Origin of the sequence: Dactylosporangium sp. CA-139066 (genome assembly GCF_050936175.1) — a bacterium.
Lineage (GTDB): Bacteria > Actinomycetota > Actinomycetes > Mycobacteriales > Micromonosporaceae > Dactylosporangium.
This window is the reverse complement of the sequence record NZ_JBNJNH010000001.1, coordinates 7,349,760-7,366,960: the sequence shown is the minus strand read 5'-3', so window position 1 is coordinate 7,366,960 and position 17,201 is coordinate 7,349,760. Positions and strand designations below refer to the sequence as shown.

The following is a 17,201-nucleotide window of genomic DNA, read 5'->3' as shown; positions in this document are numbered from 1 at the left end:
CGTCATCGGTATGCCTTCTCCTGCTCGGCCCACATGGTGAACAGCAGCAGGATCCAGATCTCGCGGGCGTGTTCGGCCCCACCGCTGAGGTGACGCTCGACGATCTCGTGCACCGCGTCGAAGCGCAGATAGCCCTGCCGCCGCAGGACGTCGCGGCACAGGTACTCGCGCACCAGCGGCCGGAACTCGCCGCGCAGCCAGTGCGGGAGCGGGGCGTTGAAGCCCTTCTTGCCCATGGCGAGCGTCCGCGGCGGCAGCAGGCCGGCCATCGCCCGCCGCAGCAGCCACTTCGGCCGCCGTCCCGGAAACTTCAACCGGCCGGGCAACGAGAAGGCGAACTCGAGCATCGGCGTGGCCAGCAGCGGCACCCGCACCTCCAGGGAGTGCGCCATGCTCACCCGGTCGACCTTCGTCAGCACGTCGTCGGGCAGGTAGACGTGGGCGTCGGTGTACTGGAAGCGGGTCAGCCGGTCGAAGCCGGCGCCGGCCTCGTAGTGCCCCTCGTGCGTGTCGTACGTGTCGCTCAGCTCGGCGAACACGTCCGGCTGCAGCAGCCGCGCCTTGTGCGCCTCCCGGAACACGACCCGCCACAGGTAGTGGCTGCGGCCGGGCTCCTCCAGGGCGTTCTCGACGAAGCGGCGGGCCTTGAAGTCGAAGCTCGCCCGGGCGCTGGAGCGCGGAAGGAAGCGCAGCAGGCTCGGCACCATCCGGGCCGTCACCGCACGCGGCAGGTGGCGGTAGTAGCGGGCGTACTTGTCGGCCTGGTACGTCTGGTAGCCGGCGAACAGCTCGTCCCCGCCGTCGCCGCTCAACGCCACCGTGACCTCCCGGCGGGCGAGCCGGCACAGGTAGTACGTGGGCACCATCGACGGGTCGGCGAACGGCTCGTCGAAGGCCGGCAGGATGCTGTCCACGACGTCCTGCGCCGACGGTTCGACCACGAGCTCGGTGTGGTCGGTGCCGAACCGGGCCGCGGCGACGGCGGCCTCGGCGCGCTCGTCGTACGACCGGTCGGCGAAGCCCACCGAGAAGGTCTTCAGCGTGGCGTCGGGCAGCGCGCGGCGGGCGGCCGCGACGACCGTGCCGGAGTCCATGCCGCCGCTGAGGAAGAAGCCCACCGGCACGTCGGCCTCCATCTGCTGGCGGACGCAGTCGACCACGATGTCGCGCAGGATCGCCGACGCGCGGGGGGCGGTGAGGTACGCCCGGTGCGGCACGTCGGCGAGCGCCCAGTACCGCTGCAGCGTGCTGCGGTTGTCCTGCCAGACCAGCGTCGTGCCGGGCTCGAGCTTGCGGATCTCCCGGTACATGGTCCGCGGCGCGGGCACGTACATCAGCGACAGGTACGCGCTGAACGCCTGCAGGTCCGGTGTCCGATCGGGGATCGCGCACAGCACCGCCTTGATCTCCGAGCCGAACACGAGGCCGTCGGGGCGCTCCGCGTAGTGCAGCGGCTTCACCCCGACCCGGTCGCGGCACAGGACCAGGCGGTGGTTGGCGCTGTCGTACAGGGCGACGGCGAACATGCCCTCCAGGTGCCGCGCGAAGCCGGTGCCGAACTCCTCGTACAGGTGCGGGATCACCTCGGCGTCGTTGCCGGAGCGGAAGGTGTGGCCGCGCGCGGCGAGGTACTGCCGAAGCCTTCGATGGTTGTAGATCTCGCCGTTGAGCACCGCGTGCACGGTGCCGTCCTCGGACCGCACCGGCTGCCGGCCGTGCAGCACGTCGATGACCGCCAGCCGGCGCACCGCGAGGCCGGCGGTGGGTGCGATGAAGAAGCCGTCCTCGTCCGGGCCGCGGTGGGCGAGGCTGGCGCACATGGCGCGCAACCGGTCCTCGTCCACGGCTGGCCCGTCGTCGGCCACTACCATTCCGGCGATTCCGCACATGTGTGCCCAGTCCTCCGCCTCGGTCTCGTCGATGAACAGGCGGCGCGGTCAGACCGGTGCGGGCTCGGCCGGCCGGTGCGAGGGCACGGGTACCAGCGGCTCCCACAGGCCCGCCTTCTGCGCCGAGAGCCGCACGACGTAGCGGGGGCCGAGGACCAGGTAGCGCCGCCACAGCCGGCGCGGCTCGAGCAGCAGCCGCCACGTCCACGCCAGGCCGTTGCGCTGCATCCAGCGCGGTGCGTAGCTCAGCAGCCCCGCGTGATAGTCGAAGGCGGCGCCGACGGCGAGCAGCGGCATGGTGAGCAGCGGCCGCATCGCGTGGACGAAGGACTCCTGCCGCGGACAGCCGAGACCGACGAGGACCAGGCGGGCCCCCGACGCGTTGATGCGTTCGGCGATGCGGGCGTACTCGCCCGGCTCGGCGTCACGGAACCGCGACGGTTCGGCGCCGGCGATCCGCAGCCCCGGGTTCGTCCGGGCCAGCGCCCCGACCAGCCTCGCGACGGTGCGAGGCGTGGATCCGTACAGGTACACCGGCAGCTGCTGCGCCGCGGCGCGCGCCAGCACCCGGGACGTCAGCTCCGGCCCGCTCACCCACTCGCGCAGCCCGGACTGGTGCAGCAGGTTCAGCGCCCATCGCACCGGCTGGCCGTCCGGGGCGACCACGTCGAAGGCGTTGAGCCGGGCGTTGTGCCGCCGATCGGACACCCCGGTCATCACGCCGTGCACAGCCAGCGCGGTGAGGATGAACGGGCGCCGCTGCTCGGCGGCCGCGAACACCTTCGCGATCGCCGCGTCGTAGTCGATGACGTTGACCAGCACCCCCATGACGCTGCGTTTTCCCGCGTCGACCAACGATCTTCCTTTCCTCTCGCCCCGCCGACACGCGCCGGCCACGCCGACCGGCTCGAGGCAACGAACGCCGGCCTCAGCTGCGGGATGCTGAGCGCGCCTGTACCCACGCGACTGCCGATAAACGCCGCCCGGCGGCGAGGCGGAGGTGACTTGCGGAGGGGGCGGGCCGGTGGCCGTCACGGCATCGCCGAGGTGTTCCCCGGCCCCCACCTGCGTTATCACCTGTGGATACGCCGTCCGGCCCGGTGCGTGGCTTTTATGCTTGCCAGGTCACGCAGATGTCGGCTCCCGGCGCACCGGTTCGAGGACAGTGGACACGTTATGGGCAAACCATTCCCCGACCCGCGCGGCCGGGTGAGCGCGCGGGCCGGCGTTCCGCCGCACGCATTGGCCGTCCCCGAGGCCGCCGGCCGGCCGCGGCGGTCCGGCCGCCGCCCACGCTGGGCCCGGGTGCTGGTCGCCCTCGGGGCGCTGCTGATCGTGGTCAGCGCCGCCGGCATCGCCGGCTCCCGGGTGCTGCTGCACCGCTACACCGACTCGATCGGGCAGCAGAGCCTGCTCGGCGACGCGGGGACCCCGCATGTCAGCATCGACGGGCCGATCAACCTCCTGCTGGTCGGGATCGACGAACGCAACGACGATCCGGACTCCGACCGCAACGCGGACTCGATCCTGATCGTGCACATCCCGGCGAGCCACGACGCCGCCTACCTGGCGTCGGTGCCCAGGGACTCCTATGTGTCGATCCCGTCGTACTCGAAGAGCCGATTCGAGGGCGGCAGCGACAAAATCAACGCGGCGTTTCCCGACGGCTACGGCAACGGCGCCGGCCGGGCGGGCGGGTTCGAACTGCTCGCCTTGACGATCAAGAAGCTGACCGGGATCTCGTTCAACGGCGGGGCGATCGTCGACTTCTCCGGGTTCAAGTCGCTGGTGGCGGCCCTGGGCGGCGTGAACATGTGCGTGGACGAGCGCACGGTCTCCGTCCACATCGGACACGACGCCCGCGGCCGGTACCAGATGCCGTACGAGCTCACCGATGAAGGGCCGGTTCCCGTACCCGGGGTCACCCCGCAGGTCTACCAGCCCGGCTGCCAGCACCTGGCCGACTGGCAGGCCCTGGACTACGTGCGGCAGCGCGAGCTGCTGCCGGACGGGGACTACGGGCGGCAGCGGCACCAGCAACAGTTCCTCAAGGCGGTACTGAAACAGGCCACCGGCAGCGGCATGCTCACCAACCCCGTCAAGCTCGACCGCGTCCTGCGCGCCGCCGGTCAGGCAATGACCGTCGACAACGGCGGGATCTCCATCCCCGACTGGCTCTTCGCGCTGCGCGACATCCGCTCGGGCGCCGTGACCATGCTCAAGACCAACGGCGGCACCTTCAACTCCGAGCTGATCGACGGCAAGGACACGGAGATTCTCAGCGACACCAGCCTGAAGCTGTTCTCCGCCATCCGCGACGACAACGTGCCCGCGTTCGTCGCGGCCCATCCCGACTGGGTGTCGCCCGACTCCGCATAGCCGGCTCCACCCTAGGTATGGTCGCCGCTCGTGAGGTGGTGCCCGCCCAGATGGACGTACGGGGCCCAGAGCTCCGGGCGGTTCGGGTGGGCCGAGCGCAGCGGCGCGACCGCACGGTGCAGCGCCGTCGCCGGGCCCTCGCCCGCCAGCAGGGCCGCGTAGAACTCCTTCGCCACCAGCGGCGCCGGTTCGTCGGCGATCGACCAGAGCGTGGCGACGACGTGCCGGTAACCGGCGAACTGCATCGCGGCGCCGAGGTGGATCGCCTCGTCGAGCAGGACCGCGCCGCCCGTCGCGGTCTGGCAGGCGGAGAGGAAGGCAAGCGTCGCATGGCGCAGGTGGCGCTGCGCGACCTCGGCCACGGTCAGCGGGCCGTCGTGCAGGTACAGGGCGCCCCGGTTGGGCCGCAGCAGATCCTGCGCGCCGTGGCAGGACAGGTGCGCCCAGTCCGCGTCCACCAGCGACGCCAGGACCCGCGCGCGGGTCGCGTCCGGGCCGACCAGCTCGACCGCGGACGGAACGAGCGCGCGCACCGCGTCGAGCTCGCCGCGGACCGCCGGCAGGTCGGGCTGGCCGGGGGTTTCGGGCATGCCCACCAGGACCGCGGCGGGCCGGCCGGGCCCGGTGGCGGCCGCCGGGGTGCGGGCGCGCAGCAGCGCGGCGAGCGTCGGCGTGTACGACGACACCACCGCGCCGGACCGGTCGGCGGCGTGCAGCGGCAGCAGCGTCAGCGGCCCGGTCGGGCACCACCACACCCGCGTGCCGTCCACCGCCGCCAGCACCGGCTCGACCACCGTGCCGGCCAGCCAGTCGAGCGTCTCCAGCAGGACCTGCCGCAGGTGCAGCAGCGGCGCCGCGCGCCGGCTCCCGGCGGCCGCCTGCAGCGCCGTCAGCAGGGCGTCGGCGCGGCCCGTGGCGTTCTCGACCGTCAGCGCCGGCAGCTCGACCACCCGCAGGTCCCCGGCCGTGAGCACGAGCGCCGCGCAGCCGTACTCGCTGACGTTGACGAGCACCACCGGCCCGTCGTCGCCGGCCGGCCGGAGCTCCTCGAACGGGGTGGGGCCGAGGAAGTTGCCGAAGCCGGGCAGCCGGCGCACCTGCTCGACGAGGGCGTCCCACTGCTCCACCAGCCGCCGGTGGCTGCGCGCGCCGTCCTCGCGCACCCCGCGCTCGAGCTCGCCGGAGTGCGCCGGCCGGGGGCTGTCCAGCGCCGAACGGACCTCGTCGAGGCGGCGGCCCAGCTCGGGCGCGGTCGCGTGCAGTTCGGCGAAGTCGCCGCGGGTCTGGAACGCCTGGCTCCACATGATCGAGCGCCCCTGCTCCAGCAGCTCCACCGCGCGGCACGGGTCGCCCGAGCGGATCGCCCAGGCCGCCGCGTCACTGCCGATGCCCGGCCAGGCGGTCAGCTGCCGCTCGCGGACCTCCCGGTCGAGCCCGGGCCAGGTCAGCAGCGGCAGCAGGCGGACCGCGGTCGCGAAGCCGTCGGTCGCGGACGGGGCGTCGGACACCTGCGCCGCCGCCGTACCCCAGGCATGGGCCGCGCGGACGCGGACCTCGATCGGCCCGTTGCCGGCCGCGGCGGCGGCGCGCCAGCAGGCCACGGCTTCGTCGAGGTCGGCCCGCTGCCCGGTCGCGTCGAAGCGGTCCTTGAGCGCGAAGCCGAGGTTCGTGGCGTACCCGGCCCGGGACGGCGCGTCGGCCGGCGCACCGGCGACCGCCTCCCGGATCAGGTCGATCGCGCGGTTCAGCTCGCCCGGGCCGCCCCGGCGGCGCAGCGCGAGGCCCAGCGTGGACAGCAGGCCGAAGCGGTCCGCATGGTCGGCCGGGCAGGCCGCGAGCGCCTCGCGCTTCAGGGCCACCGCCGCGTCCAGGTCGTCCCGGTCGCCGGTGACCCCGAACCGGTCGAGCAGGGCCAGGCCCGCGTTGGACTGCCGCCGCCACCGGTCGGCATCGTCGGGCGCGGTGTGCTCGAGCGCCTCCTGGCCGGCGCGGACCGCCTGGTCGAGGTCGGCCGGGTCCCCGGTGTGCCGGAAGCGGGACCGCCAGGCCACACCGAGGTTGCCCAGCAGCGACGCGCGGTCCGGGCGGTCCGGCGGGGTCGCGTCGGCGGCGTCGCGGCCGAGCCGGATCGCCTCGTCGAGGTCGTCGAGGTCGCCCGTGTGCTCGAAGCGGTCGTTGAGCGCCGTCGCCAGGTTCGCGACGGCGATGTACAGGCTCGGGTGGTCGGCGGCGGCCTCGGCCACGGCCCTGCGCCCGACCTGGACGGCCTCGTCGAGGTCGGCGAGGCGGCCCGTGCGGTGGGCCCTGGTCCGCAGCGCCGAGCCGAGCGTCGACAGGTAGATCCGCCGGTCGGGATGGCCCACCGGGGTCGCCTCGGCGGCCTCGCGGGACGTCTCGATCGCGCCGTCGAGGGCTTCCTCGTCGCCCGTGCGGTCGAACCGGGCGAGGTACGTGACGCCGAGGTTGCTCACGCTCGTGGCCCGGTCCGGGTGCCCCGGCGGCGTCGCGTCCCGCGCCGCCCGGCCGGCCTCGACCGCCTCGGCCAGGTCGGCCGCCGCTCCCGTGCGGTCGAACCGGGTCGTCAGGGCCAGGCCGAGGCTGGACAGGTACATGGCGCGGTGCGGGTTGGCGGGGCCGGCGTCGGCGACGGCGAGACGGCCGGCGTCGACCGCGCCGTCGATGTCGTCGAGGGCGCCGGTCCGCTTGAAGCGCATCTGCAGGGCCCCGCACAGGTTGCTCAGGCACATCGAGCGCACCGGATGGCCCGCCGGCAGGTTGCCGGCCGCCTCGCGGAGCAGGGACACCGCCCGGTCGACGTCCTCCTCCCGGCCGGCGCGCTCGTACCGCCGGCGCAACGCCACGCCGACGGTGTTGAGCACCACCGAGCGCTGCGGATCGCCGGGCACGGTGAGCGCCAGCGCGCGCTCGCCGACCGCGATCGCCTCGTCCACATCGGACACTGCCCCGGTGTCCTCGGACTGGGCGGAGAGGTTCGCCGCGAGGAGGTTCAGCGCATCCGCGCTGAGCGAGGGGTCCTGCCCGGCGATGTCGGCCGCCCGGCGCAGCACGTCGACCGCCCGGCCCAGGTCGGCCGGGTCCTGGGAGACGACGAACCGGTCGCGCAGCGCCACCCCGAGGTTCGACAGGTACGTGTACCTCGCCGGGTTCAGCGCGACGGCCTGCTCCAGGTGACCGATCGCCCGCGTGAGGTCGTCGGGGGAGCCGGTCCGCCGGAACCAGGTCCACCAGGTGTTGCCGAGGCTGGAGACGATGGCGTCCCGGTCCGGGTGGTCCGCCGCGGCGGCGCGCAACGCCTCGTCCAGCGCCTCGGTGGCCTGGACGAGCGCCGGCGCGTCGCCCCGGGCGTCGTACCGGCGGCGCAGCGCCACCGCCAGGTTCACCAGGTATCGCGGGTACTCGACGCTCGACTCCGGGGTGAGCTCGACCGCCTGCCGGCTCACCGCGACCGCCTCCTCGGCGTCGCTGTCGCCGCCGAGGACGTCGGCGCGGTTGCGCAGGGCGATCCCCAGGCTGGACAGGTATCGGGCGCGCTGCGCCCGGGCCTCGTCCGGATCCCGGCCCTGATCCGCCGAAAGTACCGTGAGCGCGGTGCGCCACAGCTCGGGCACGGTGTCCAGGTCGGCCGAGGAACCCGTGTGGTAGAAGCGCTTCTCGACCATGATGGCCAGGTTGGACAGCACAGTGAGCCGGTGCCCGGCTTCCGCCGAGGCGTCCGCGGCCAGCTCGTGCAGCACGTCGATGGCCCGGTTGAGATGCGCGATGTCGCCGGTCCGCTCGAACTCGCCGACCAGCGCGACGGCGAGGTCGTTGTCGTCCGGCTCGTCACCGTCCGGCGCGGTGAGCGCCTCGGCGATCGACTCGGGCACCATGTCGGGCGCCGCCGCGTAGACGACCGAGAACAGCGCGAGGGTCAGCGCGAGGTCCCGTTGCGGGTCCTCGGAGCCCGAGGCCCAGCGGATCCAGTGGAAGGTGGCCAGGACGTTGGCGGTGCGCAGGTCCATGCCGGACAGGTCGCCACCGGGCGCCGAGGCCTGCAGCAGCGCGTCCGCCTCGCGCAGCGCCCGCGGATCGAGCAGGACCGACGGGTCGTGCCGGTCGACGTAGCGGTGCAGCCGGCCCTCGAGCCGGACGATCAGGCCTTTGCGCAGGAACTCACGCACCGCCGCGCCTCCCGTTACGCCGGATGGGTGTAGGTCAACGGGACCGGCTTGCCCTGCCGCCACAGCGCGGACAGTTCGGCGGCCAGCCGGGCCTCCGCCTCGGTGTCGGCCGGCAGCGGCAGGTGCAGCGCGGCCAGCAGATCGAACCGGTGCAGGTCGAACGCCACCTCCACGGATTCGCCGTAGGCGATGGCCGCCTGTACCGCACCCCGGTACGACAGCCACGACACGGCGAGGGGCACGAGCGTCAGCGCGATCCAGCCGCCCGACGCGCCCAGCAGGGCCACCGTGACGACGGTGGTCAGCGCCGCGACGACCGCCAGCCGGGCGGCGGCGTCGACCGTGTCGCGCCGGTCGTCGACGATCGTCCGGGTCCGGTCGCCGAGCAGCGGGTACAGCCGGGGCCAGGCCACCACCGCGTCCCAGCCGAAGCGGGCGCCCGCCCGGCCCTCCGCCGCGGCCAGCGCGTTGCCCAGCGCCGTCGCCCGGACCTGGTCCGCGGCCGGATATCGCAGCCGCAGCCGCGTTCCGGCCAGCCCGATCCGGTTGACCTCCTCGGCGGCGAGATCCTCGGGCCGCTCGGGCAGCGCGGCCGCCGCCGCCAGCCGGGCCCGGCGCCGTAGCTGCCGGCGGCGCGGCGGCCCCGAGAGCCGGGCCGGCCAGTACCCCTCGAGCAGCCGGAGCAGCACCAGCTGCAACGGCTGCAGGATCAGCCCCACCGACACGACGGCGGCCAGCAGGAGCAGCAGGTCGCCGGCGGTCAGTTTGCCCGCCGCCCGCCAGGCGGCGCTGAAGTGCAGCGCGCCGGGCGCGCCGGCCCAGATCAGCAGCAGCAGGAAGACGGCGGCGGTGTAGGTGGGCAGGTAGCCCACGACGAAGAACCGCCGGCCGAGGGCCATCGAGTCGAAGGTCACGACGCCGGCTCCAGGGGCCCGTGACCCCGCGGGCACACCGGTGGGTCGCGCGGGTCGACGTGCAGGCGGTAGGTCACCTCGTCGCAGACTCCGCAGACGTACCGCAGCAGCTCGTACCTGCCCGAAAAGCCGGGAAGGCTGGCCCCGTCGCCGTCACCGAGGCCGCGGACGTGCCCGTCCGGCATGATGTGCTGCCGGCTGGTCGCGCCCAGTTCCTCCGCGCCGACCACGACGGACACGCCCTGGATGCCGGGCGCGGCCTCGAACAGCGCCTCGAGGGCCTCGGCCGCCGCCAGCACCGGCATGCCGGCGGGCAGCTCGACGCGGGGCAGCGGTCCGGGGCGCGCCGCCGGATCGAGCAAGATCGAATAGTCCATCCCGCCTCCATATCGATGCCTCGCTCGATGGTCTCCCATCCGGCATCGATACGGATACGGGGCGTACCCCCTAGAAAACGCGCCCTGCCCGTCGATCGGGGGCGGTTCGGCAGTCCGATGGTCAGGCGGCCTGGTCGCCGAGCCATCGCAGGGCGCGCAGCCCCGGCATGAAGCAGTACTCGCCGCCGCGGGTGACGACGAACTGCGGGAGACCTTCCAGGCGCCGGCGCAGCGGGCGTCGCGGGATGGTGTAACCGGCGTGTTCGGGCGAGTGCCGGCCGGCGATCGGGTCGCGTGCGCCGCCGGCGCCGAAGAACACGCCGTCGTTGATCCACTCGGACTGGACGAACTCGAACTGCCGCCCCAGGTGCGCGCCCACGAAGGCGAACATGATGCCGCGGTCGGCGCCGTCGTCGTCGAGCACCCCGTCGGGCAGCGGCGGGCCGTAGACGGTACCGCGGCGGATCATCCGGTGCAGTCGTGGCTCGCCGGCGACGGCGGCGTCGCGAGGGTTGGTGCGGCGGATGTGGCTGCCGCCGGGCGTCACGTACCCGGTGGGGTCGTCGGCGTAGCCGAAGGCGTTGCGCCGGTGCGGGTCGGCGCCGAGGGCGGGGTCGTCGCGGTGCGGGCTGAGCGCGAGCGGGGCCCCGCTGCGCCAGCGACCCATGAGCTTGGCGGCCAGCATCGCCTCGTCGCCGGGTGTCGTGGCGTGCTCGGCGAGGTACCGGCGGAACGCCGCGACGCGCTGGTGGAGTTTGCGGAAGGCCACGTAACTGCCGTTGCGGCCGAGGATCTCCGGCTGGATGCGCTGGGTGCCGCCGAGCTCGTCGGGGTAGCCCAGGACGAACTCGCCGGGTTCGAGGGGCGGCTCGAGCGGGTTGGAGCCCGGGATGCCGCTGCCCTTGACGGCCGGGTGGCTGACGCCGTCGCGGTAGCCGAACGGTTCGGTCTCGCTCGTCAGCGCATGGCACTCCTGGCGCCAGATCGCCGTCACGCCGGGCAGGGTGGCGTAGGCCGGGCGGGCGCGGTCGATCGCCGCGTCGAGGAGGCCGCGGTCGGGGGCCACGACGGTCACGGCGACGTGGACGTCCGGCGAACCCAGCGGCGGTTCCCAGCGTTCGGGGGCGCTGTCGGCGGTGTCGCCGAGCGCGGCGTGCCGGGCGGCCATCCCCTGGCGGAACTCCCACGCGAACGTGTCGAGCGACCGCTGCGGCAGGCCGAGCGTGCGCAGCCCGTGGTAGGTGACCGCGACGCTGACCGACGTGTCGCCCAGGGCGCTCGCCTCGTCCGCGGCCGAGGTCACGACCCCGGCCGCGCGCCGCATGAGCTGCCGGCCGTCGGCCGGGTCGTCGATGCGGAACAGCAGGTATGTCGCGGCGTACGGCGTGGGACGGGGGCTGAGCACCCCGCGCTGGATGTCGCGCAGCTCCAGCCGCGCGGCGGTGGTGTTCATCGCCGCCCTGGCGGGTCGGTGACGAGGTTGTGCCAGAACCGGCGCACACTGTCGTCGACGCCGAACAGCGTACTGAAGATCGTCGAGTCGGCGACGAGGACGTCGGCGGCCCGTTCGCCGCGTGGTGGCATCCACAGCAGCGCGTTGAAGTGGCTGTTGCCGGCTTCGATGAACGGATGCGGCCGCGAGGTGTCGATCGGTTGCCGCGCGAGCACGCGCACGTCGCCGGGCTCGGTCGTCGTCACGGCGTAGTGTGGCAGGTGCTGGTGGAAGTTGAAGCCGGTGACGCCGTCCAGCCAGCCCGGCTCGTCGAGATCGGCGTCAACGGCCAGCGGGGCGATGCCCCCGTCGTCGCGGGCCGCGGGCCGCAGGCCCCACCGGTTCTCGACCGGCACGCCGAGCCCGGCCATGACGGAGCGCGTGTACCGGCCGAACCGTTGCTGGCGGGGCACCAGCGGGTCGGCGTGGTGGTGATGCTCCACATCCCGGCGGGCCAGATCGTCAGTTGCGCCGACATCGTGGTGCGGGCCCAGTACCAGCCGGGCCTCGGGCCGGGTCAGGAACTGCCGCAGCGCCCCGATCTCGGCATCGGTGGCCTCCTGGCCGGTCACCATGTGGTCCAGGCCGAAGACGAGCAGCACGTCGGTGTCGGCGAGCACCCGCTCATCGAGCGGGGCGGTGACGCCCGCCTGGTCGACGCGCTGATACACCGGGACGGGATGGCCGGTGACCTCGGCGGCGTACTGCTGGAACGGCTCCCAGGCCAGGAAGAACAGCTCCAGCGAGCCGGCGACGCCCTGCAGGTACCGGGCCGGATCGGACCACCTCGGGTCCTCGTACGCCGGCCACGCCACGCGGCGGACCTCGGTCATGGTCGAGTACCGGTTGTCGAGCCCGGCCGGGTCGCGGGCCGCCTCGGCCGGGTAGCTCCAGGCCACGTAGATGCTCACCCGGCGTCCCGGCGTGGCCGGGCGGGGCCGGTGGCGCTGGTTGTACGTCCGGGCGGTGGCCGACGGGTCCATCAACACTCCGGCGTCACTGCAGCTGGTCCAGCATGGCGGAGAAGGCGTCCTTGAGCTGCAGGGCCCGCTTGATCTCGTCCGCCGTCACGTACGGGTACTCGCCGTACTCCATGAAGCTCGGGCACTGGTGCTCCCGCACGAACCTGACGAACGCCTCCGGATTCGTGCGCCAGTCGTCGGGGAAGCCCTCGAGGTTCTCGAACACCGTGGCCACGCCGGCCTTGATGAACAAGGCGATGGCGTCCTCGGTGTACTTGTCGAAGTCGGTGTCGAAGATTCCCTGGTACATGAACCGCGTGTCGTTGTCGAACAGCACCCACCGCAGGTAGTGCAGCTTCAACGGCGCGAGCAGCTGCGGCTCCGCCTCCAGCGCCTTGGCCAGCGTCTGCCCGTAGCCGCGTACCGCGTCCGCGCGGCCGGGCTTGACCGTCGCGATGACCGTGAACCCGTAACACGCCGGCGTCCGCGGAAACACCGGACCGTACCTTCCCTGCGGCAGCCGGCTGGTGTCCGCCGGCAGGACGGCGGCCTCGGGCGTGATGTGCATCCGGCTCTCCTACGAGTAGATACCCCGCTCCACGTTGCAAAGGAAGGACCGCCGCGTCCTCACCCGCCACGGACGAGATCCATGACGCCCGCCGCCGGGAGCCGGGGCGCCCGCTCACAGCCGAACGGCCGGCCCCCTGCTGGGGACCGGCCGCCGGTGTTGCGGTGGTGCCGTCGTTACCTGTGGTTCGTCACGGTCAGCGGTGTGCTGACCACGGTCGTGCCGGGCACGATCGGACTGACCATCGACGTCTTGGCCGACGTCGAACCGGGAAGGATCCCGATCATGGTGTAGGTGTACGACACCGTGGCGCCCGCCTCCGGGGCGGTGCTCGTCACCACGAGGTCGCCCGCGGGAACCGTGCCGACGGGCAGCTGGCCGCCGCCGGTGCCGGCCGAGTTCTCCGCGCCGATCCGGAACGGCTGACCCAACGGCGGGGCCAGGGTCGCCGGGTCGTACGTGAAGGAGATGTCCTGCACGCCGTTGTCACCGAGCCAGACCTGGAACTTCCGCACGCTGGTCGTGCCGTACACGTTGACCCGCCACTCGATGACGGTCCAGTTGTGCACCCCGTCCGTGAGCACGTTGACCATGAGGCCCTGCGCTCCACTGCCGTCCAGGTCCGTCCAGAACGGTGCCAGGATGTTGTTCGGCGGTGCCGGGTTGGGGATGTCGGGGATGTCGCAGCACTGGTTGTCGGTCGAGGCGCCGCTGCCACCCGGGATCAGGTAGCCGTTGCTGTCGACCGCGACCGAGCTGTAGGTCACCCCGTTGTACACGAACGGCGGCACGTTGTACTTCGTCTGCTGCTCGTCACCGATCGGCGTGACGATGGTGCCGCCGAACAGGTCGAGCGGCAGGTAGCCGCCGGCCGGGCTCTCGCCGGGGCCGATGGAGGGGATGCCGGGCTTCGCGCCGGTGAGCGCGACGCCCTTCTTCTCCACCTGCAGCGCGTTGACCACCGTGGCGCCGTTCGCCGACGTGACCAGGGTGTTGAGACCACCCGGGGTGCTGACGAAGTCGGCCGTGGTGTCGGTGAACGTGTTGTTGGCGGCGGTGACCGTGCACGTGGTGGTCGCGAGCCAGTTCACCGTCGTCGGGTTGCAGGTCTGGGACACGGTGATCCCGCCCTGCTTCGGCACGAACGCCACCGGCAGGTGCAGCGTCGGCAGCGAGCCGCCGACCGGCACCAGCCGAACCTCGCCGAAGTACTGCCCGGTGGGCGCGTTCGACTTGATGGTGATCTTCAGCTCGACCGTGGCGCCCGCCTTCACGGAGAACAGCGCCGGTGAAACGGTGATCGAGCTGCCGGACGGAGCCGTGGACTCCGCGCGGTACACCTGGTTCTTGCCCGAGACGTTCTTCGCGACCCGGGTCGCGGTGATCGCGCCCGGCATCACCGGGGCGTCGATCGCCGGCGTGTTGAGCTGTACGCCGTTGACCGGGTCCTTGCCGAGGGTGAACATGCGGTCCGCGGTCTCATCGAACGTCAGACCGGGGTTGGCCGCCTTGTTCACCTGCACCCGTCCGGCACCGAAGTCGAACGGGTCGGCCGGCGTGTGACCGTCCTCCTTGACCACGGCCGTGGTCGCGGTGGTCATGAGCGCCGACTTGATCTGACCCGGCGTCCAGTCCGGGTGCAGGGCCCGCTGCAGGATCGCCGAGCCGGCGATGTGCGGCGAGGCCATCGACGTGCCGGCGATCGCCTGGAAGTACTGTCCGGACGGCCCGCTGGCGATCTCGTCCGGGGTCGGCGTGTTGCCGGCCAGGATCTGCACGCCGGGAGCGGCGATGTCGGGCTTGATGAACTGGCTGCCCGGGCCGCGCGAGGAGAACGCGGCCATCACATCGCCCGGACCCTGTGCCTTGACGCCCTGCGTGAACGAGGCGGTCAGGCCGGGGTGGGCGCCCGCGTACGCCAGGAACGCGGTGCCGTCGGCAAGGTGCACCGTCGGCAGGAAGTGGTTGTCCGTCTCGGTGTCGGCGAGCGGCTGGTTGTACAGGATCATGCCGGCGGCGCCACCCTGGCTGACGTTGAACCCCTTCTGGACGCGGCCGATGGACGCGCCGTTCACGGTTCCGCCGCGCTGGCACACCACGATCTTCCCGGTGAACAGGCCGGGAGGCGCGGGGTGCGAGCACAGGATGTCGTTGTACGGTGCCGCCGACGCGAGCACCACCGGGGCCGGACCGGCACCCTGGGTGATCGACGAGCCGGTGAACGTCGCCGACGTGCCGTCAGTGGACCTGACGGTCAGCGCCGAGTCGAACTCCCGCTTCTGCGTCGACGCCGCCACCGTGGTGACCCACGGGCTGACGTGGTCGGTCGTGGCCGCACCCGGACCGGAGTTACCGGCCGACGCCGCCACGAAGACACCGGCCGCGTACGCGTCGAGGAACGCCAGCTCCACCGGGTCGGTGTACGGGCTGGACCCGCCACTGATGGAGAAGTTGATGACCTTGACGCCGTCGAGGATGGCCTGGGCCACCGCCGCCGCCGAGTCGCTGCTGTAGCAGCCGTTCACGCCACAGACCTTGTACACCGAGACCCACGCCCCGGGCGCGATGCCGTTGATCGGCCCGCGGTCGACGCCGAAGATCGGCGCCGATGCGACCGGGTCGCCCGCCGCCGTGGAGGCGGTGTGCGTGCCGTGGCCGCCGGAGTCGCGCGCGGTGCTGTACACCTCGGGCGGGTTGTTGGCGTTGTAGGTGGCCATGAAGGCGCGGCCACCGATGAGCTTCTTGTTGCAGGTGAACACGTCGGTCGCCGGCGTGAGCGGGTTGTCGCCGAAGTCGCACGTCCGTGGCGTGCCGTCGGCCTTCGCCGGCGGCGCGGACAGGTTGCCGTTGTCGGCGAACGACGGGTGCTCAGGCCAGACACCGGTGTCGAGCGAGCCGAAGATGATGCCCTTGCCGGCGTTCGGCGCGCCACCCAGCTGCGGGTAGAGAGCCGATGCGCCGATGAAGTCCGAGCTGGCGTCGGTCGACACCTTGTTGACCGAGTCCGTCTGGACCGCGACGACGCCGGGCACCGACAGGAGCTTGCCCACGGAGTTCGCCGGGACGGTCATGGCCACGCCGCCGTAGACGGTGCGCAGCCGCTGGCCGACCTTGACGTTCGGCACCTTCTTGCTGACCTCGCCGAGCACCTTGTCCTCGATGCCGGCGATGCGCTGCTCGTACTTCTGCTCCGACTGGCCGCGGGACAGCGGCCGGCCGGTCACCGACGGGCTGGTCGCGGCGAATCCGGCCACGTTGCCGTCATAGGTCGCAACCGAGTCGTAGTCCAGCTTGACCACGACCGAGATCGGCGTGCTGTCGTTGCGGTTCAGCAGCGCCGGGTCGGTCTGGGCCATCTTGCTGGTCGCCGTCTTGGCCGACGTCGTCGAACCCGACGGCGACAGCGACTGGACCAGGCTGAACTTGCCGGTTCCGGCCGGAGCCGCACCGGCGGGCCCGGCCGGGCCCACGACGAGCATGGGCAGGATCGCCACCGCGGCGGCCGCCGCGGGGACCCACCTCCGTCGATTCATACGTTCCCCCTCTCGTTACCCTTGGTGCTCGATGGGAGGCCACGCCGCCTCGTTTTGGGTACGCCGAACATCCGTATGTCCGATCTGGACGCACGGTCGGCGTAGAGGTGGTTGGACCAGCGCGGATGCGAGCCCCGTATCCCGTGGCCGCGCCGGTGCCTAACATGCCATGCGGCGCTCTGATACGGAAGTTCTTGATTCAGCCAGTTTTTGGGAAAGGGCAATGTCAAGGGCAACGCTGCGTATCGAGATGCGTGCACTCAGACCGCATAGGCCCGTTTCACGTTGTCACATTTCCGACAGGCCGCTCTTGCCCGGCAGGAATACGCCGAGCAGCGCGGCCAGGGGCTCGGCGGCGGCGAACAGCGCCTCGCCCCGCGCCCGGTCGCCGTCGAGGTGCGTGATCATCTCGAGGCCGAGGTAGAAGGCCATGACGGCGGTCGCGGCGGCCCGGGCCGGGATGAGCTCCTCGAGCGGGGTGCCGGCGGTGAGCCGGCGCAGCAGCGTCTCCGCGTAGTCCTCCCACCGCGCGATCTCGGCGCGGACGCCCCCGGCCAGGCGGGCCGAGCCGGCGGCGCCGACGACCAGCTCCTGGACCGCGCCGATGTGGCCCGTCGCCACGTCCTCGGCGTAGAGCTCACGCAGCGCCTGCAGCAGCGAGGACGGGCCGGTGGCGGCGGCGGTGCGCTCGACGTAGCGCTCCATGCGCCGGTCGCTGGTGTAGCGCATGGCCGCCAGGAACAGGTCGTCGAGGTCGTCGAAGTGGTAGTAGATGACGCCGGGCGCGAAGCCCCCGGTGACCGCGATCGCGCGCGCCGTCGCGGCGGCGAACCCCTGGGCGGCGAGCGTGTCGATGGCGGCGCGCAGGATGCGGTCGCGGGCCTCGGCTTTGCGGTTCATCGGGGA

11 protein-coding genes are annotated in these 17,201 nt (G+C 72.7%); 1 reads left to right on the top strand and 10 read right to left on the bottom strand.

The features are described 5' to 3' along the window. Positions 1 to 2: 2 nt before the first annotated feature. Together asnB and ACQEVU_RS33770 are read right to left on the bottom strand one after the other, a co-directional pair. Entirely contained in the window at positions 3 to 1,889 is a 1,887-nt protein-coding gene (asnB, locus tag ACQEVU_RS33775) for an asparagine synthase (glutamine-hydrolyzing) (RefSeq protein ID WP_433330764.1), read from the bottom strand. Positions 1,890 to 1,937: 48 nt separating this feature from the next. Continuing rightward, positions 1,938 to 2,717, bottom strand: a complete 780-nt coding sequence (locus ACQEVU_RS33770; RefSeq protein WP_433335186.1) for a WecB/TagA/CpsF family glycosyltransferase — start codon at positions 2,715 to 2,717, stop codon at positions 1,938 to 1,940. Positions 2,718 to 3,065: 348 nt separating this feature from the next. Here ACQEVU_RS33770 and ACQEVU_RS33765 point away from each other — a divergent pair, with 348 nt between their 5' ends. Beyond that, the gene (locus tag ACQEVU_RS33765) at positions 3,066 to 4,268 is read left to right on the top strand and encodes an LCP family protein (protein WP_433330762.1); all 1,203 of its coding nucleotides are present in this window, start codon (positions 3,066 to 3,068) and stop codon (positions 4,266 to 4,268) included. 11 nt (positions 4,269 to 4,279) lie between these two features. Here ACQEVU_RS33765 and ACQEVU_RS33760 read toward each other — a convergent pair whose 3' ends face one another. The 8 genes from ACQEVU_RS33760 to ACQEVU_RS33725 all read right to left on the bottom strand — a co-directional run bounded on the left by ACQEVU_RS33760 (position 4,280) and on the right by ACQEVU_RS33725 (position 17,195). Then, positions 4,280 to 8,449 (bottom strand): CHAT domain-containing protein, encoded by a 4,170-nt coding sequence (locus ACQEVU_RS33760; protein WP_433330760.1) that lies wholly within the window; start codon positions 8,447 to 8,449, stop codon positions 4,280 to 4,282. 14 nt (positions 8,450 to 8,463) lie between these two features. Next, complete coding sequence (locus ACQEVU_RS33755) at positions 8,464 to 9,363, bottom strand: hypothetical protein (protein ID WP_433330758.1); 900 nt, start codon at positions 9,361 to 9,363, stop codon at positions 8,464 to 8,466. Beyond that, positions 9,360 to 9,740 carry a hypothetical protein gene (locus ACQEVU_RS33750; RefSeq protein ID WP_433330756.1) on the bottom strand — a complete coding sequence of 127 codons (381 nt, stop codon included), beginning with the start codon at positions 9,738 to 9,740 and terminating at the stop codon, positions 9,360 to 9,362. Before ACQEVU_RS33750 ends, ACQEVU_RS33755 begins: the two co-directional genes overlap by 4 nt. 121 nt (positions 9,741 to 9,861) lie before the next feature. Then, positions 9,862 to 11,193 (bottom strand): Dyp-type peroxidase, encoded by a 1,332-nt coding sequence (locus ACQEVU_RS33745; protein WP_433330754.1) that lies wholly within the window; start codon positions 11,191 to 11,193, stop codon positions 9,862 to 9,864. Beyond that, entirely contained in the window at positions 11,190 to 12,215 is a 1,026-nt protein-coding gene (locus ACQEVU_RS33740) for a hypothetical protein (RefSeq protein ID WP_433330752.1), read from the bottom strand. The genes ACQEVU_RS33745 and ACQEVU_RS33740 overlap by 4 nt, the downstream gene beginning before the upstream one ends. A 13-nt stretch (positions 12,216 to 12,228) precedes the next feature. Further along, positions 12,229 to 12,762, bottom strand: coding sequence for a hypothetical protein (locus tag ACQEVU_RS33735; RefSeq protein WP_433330750.1), 534 nt, complete (start codon positions 12,760 to 12,762; stop codon positions 12,229 to 12,231). A 176-nt stretch (positions 12,763 to 12,938) separates the two neighbouring features. Beyond that, positions 12,939 to 16,295 carry a S8 family serine peptidase gene (locus tag ACQEVU_RS33730; RefSeq protein WP_433330748.1) on the bottom strand — a complete coding sequence of 1,119 codons (3,357 nt, stop codon included), beginning with the start codon at positions 16,293 to 16,295 and terminating at the stop codon, positions 12,939 to 12,941. A gap of 288 nt (positions 16,296 to 16,583) precedes the next feature. Continuing rightward, positions 16,584 to 17,195 (bottom strand): TetR family transcriptional regulator, encoded by a 612-nt coding sequence (locus ACQEVU_RS33725; RefSeq protein ID WP_433330746.1) that lies wholly within the window; start codon positions 17,193 to 17,195, stop codon positions 16,584 to 16,586. Positions 17,196 to 17,201 lie beyond the last annotated feature (6 nt).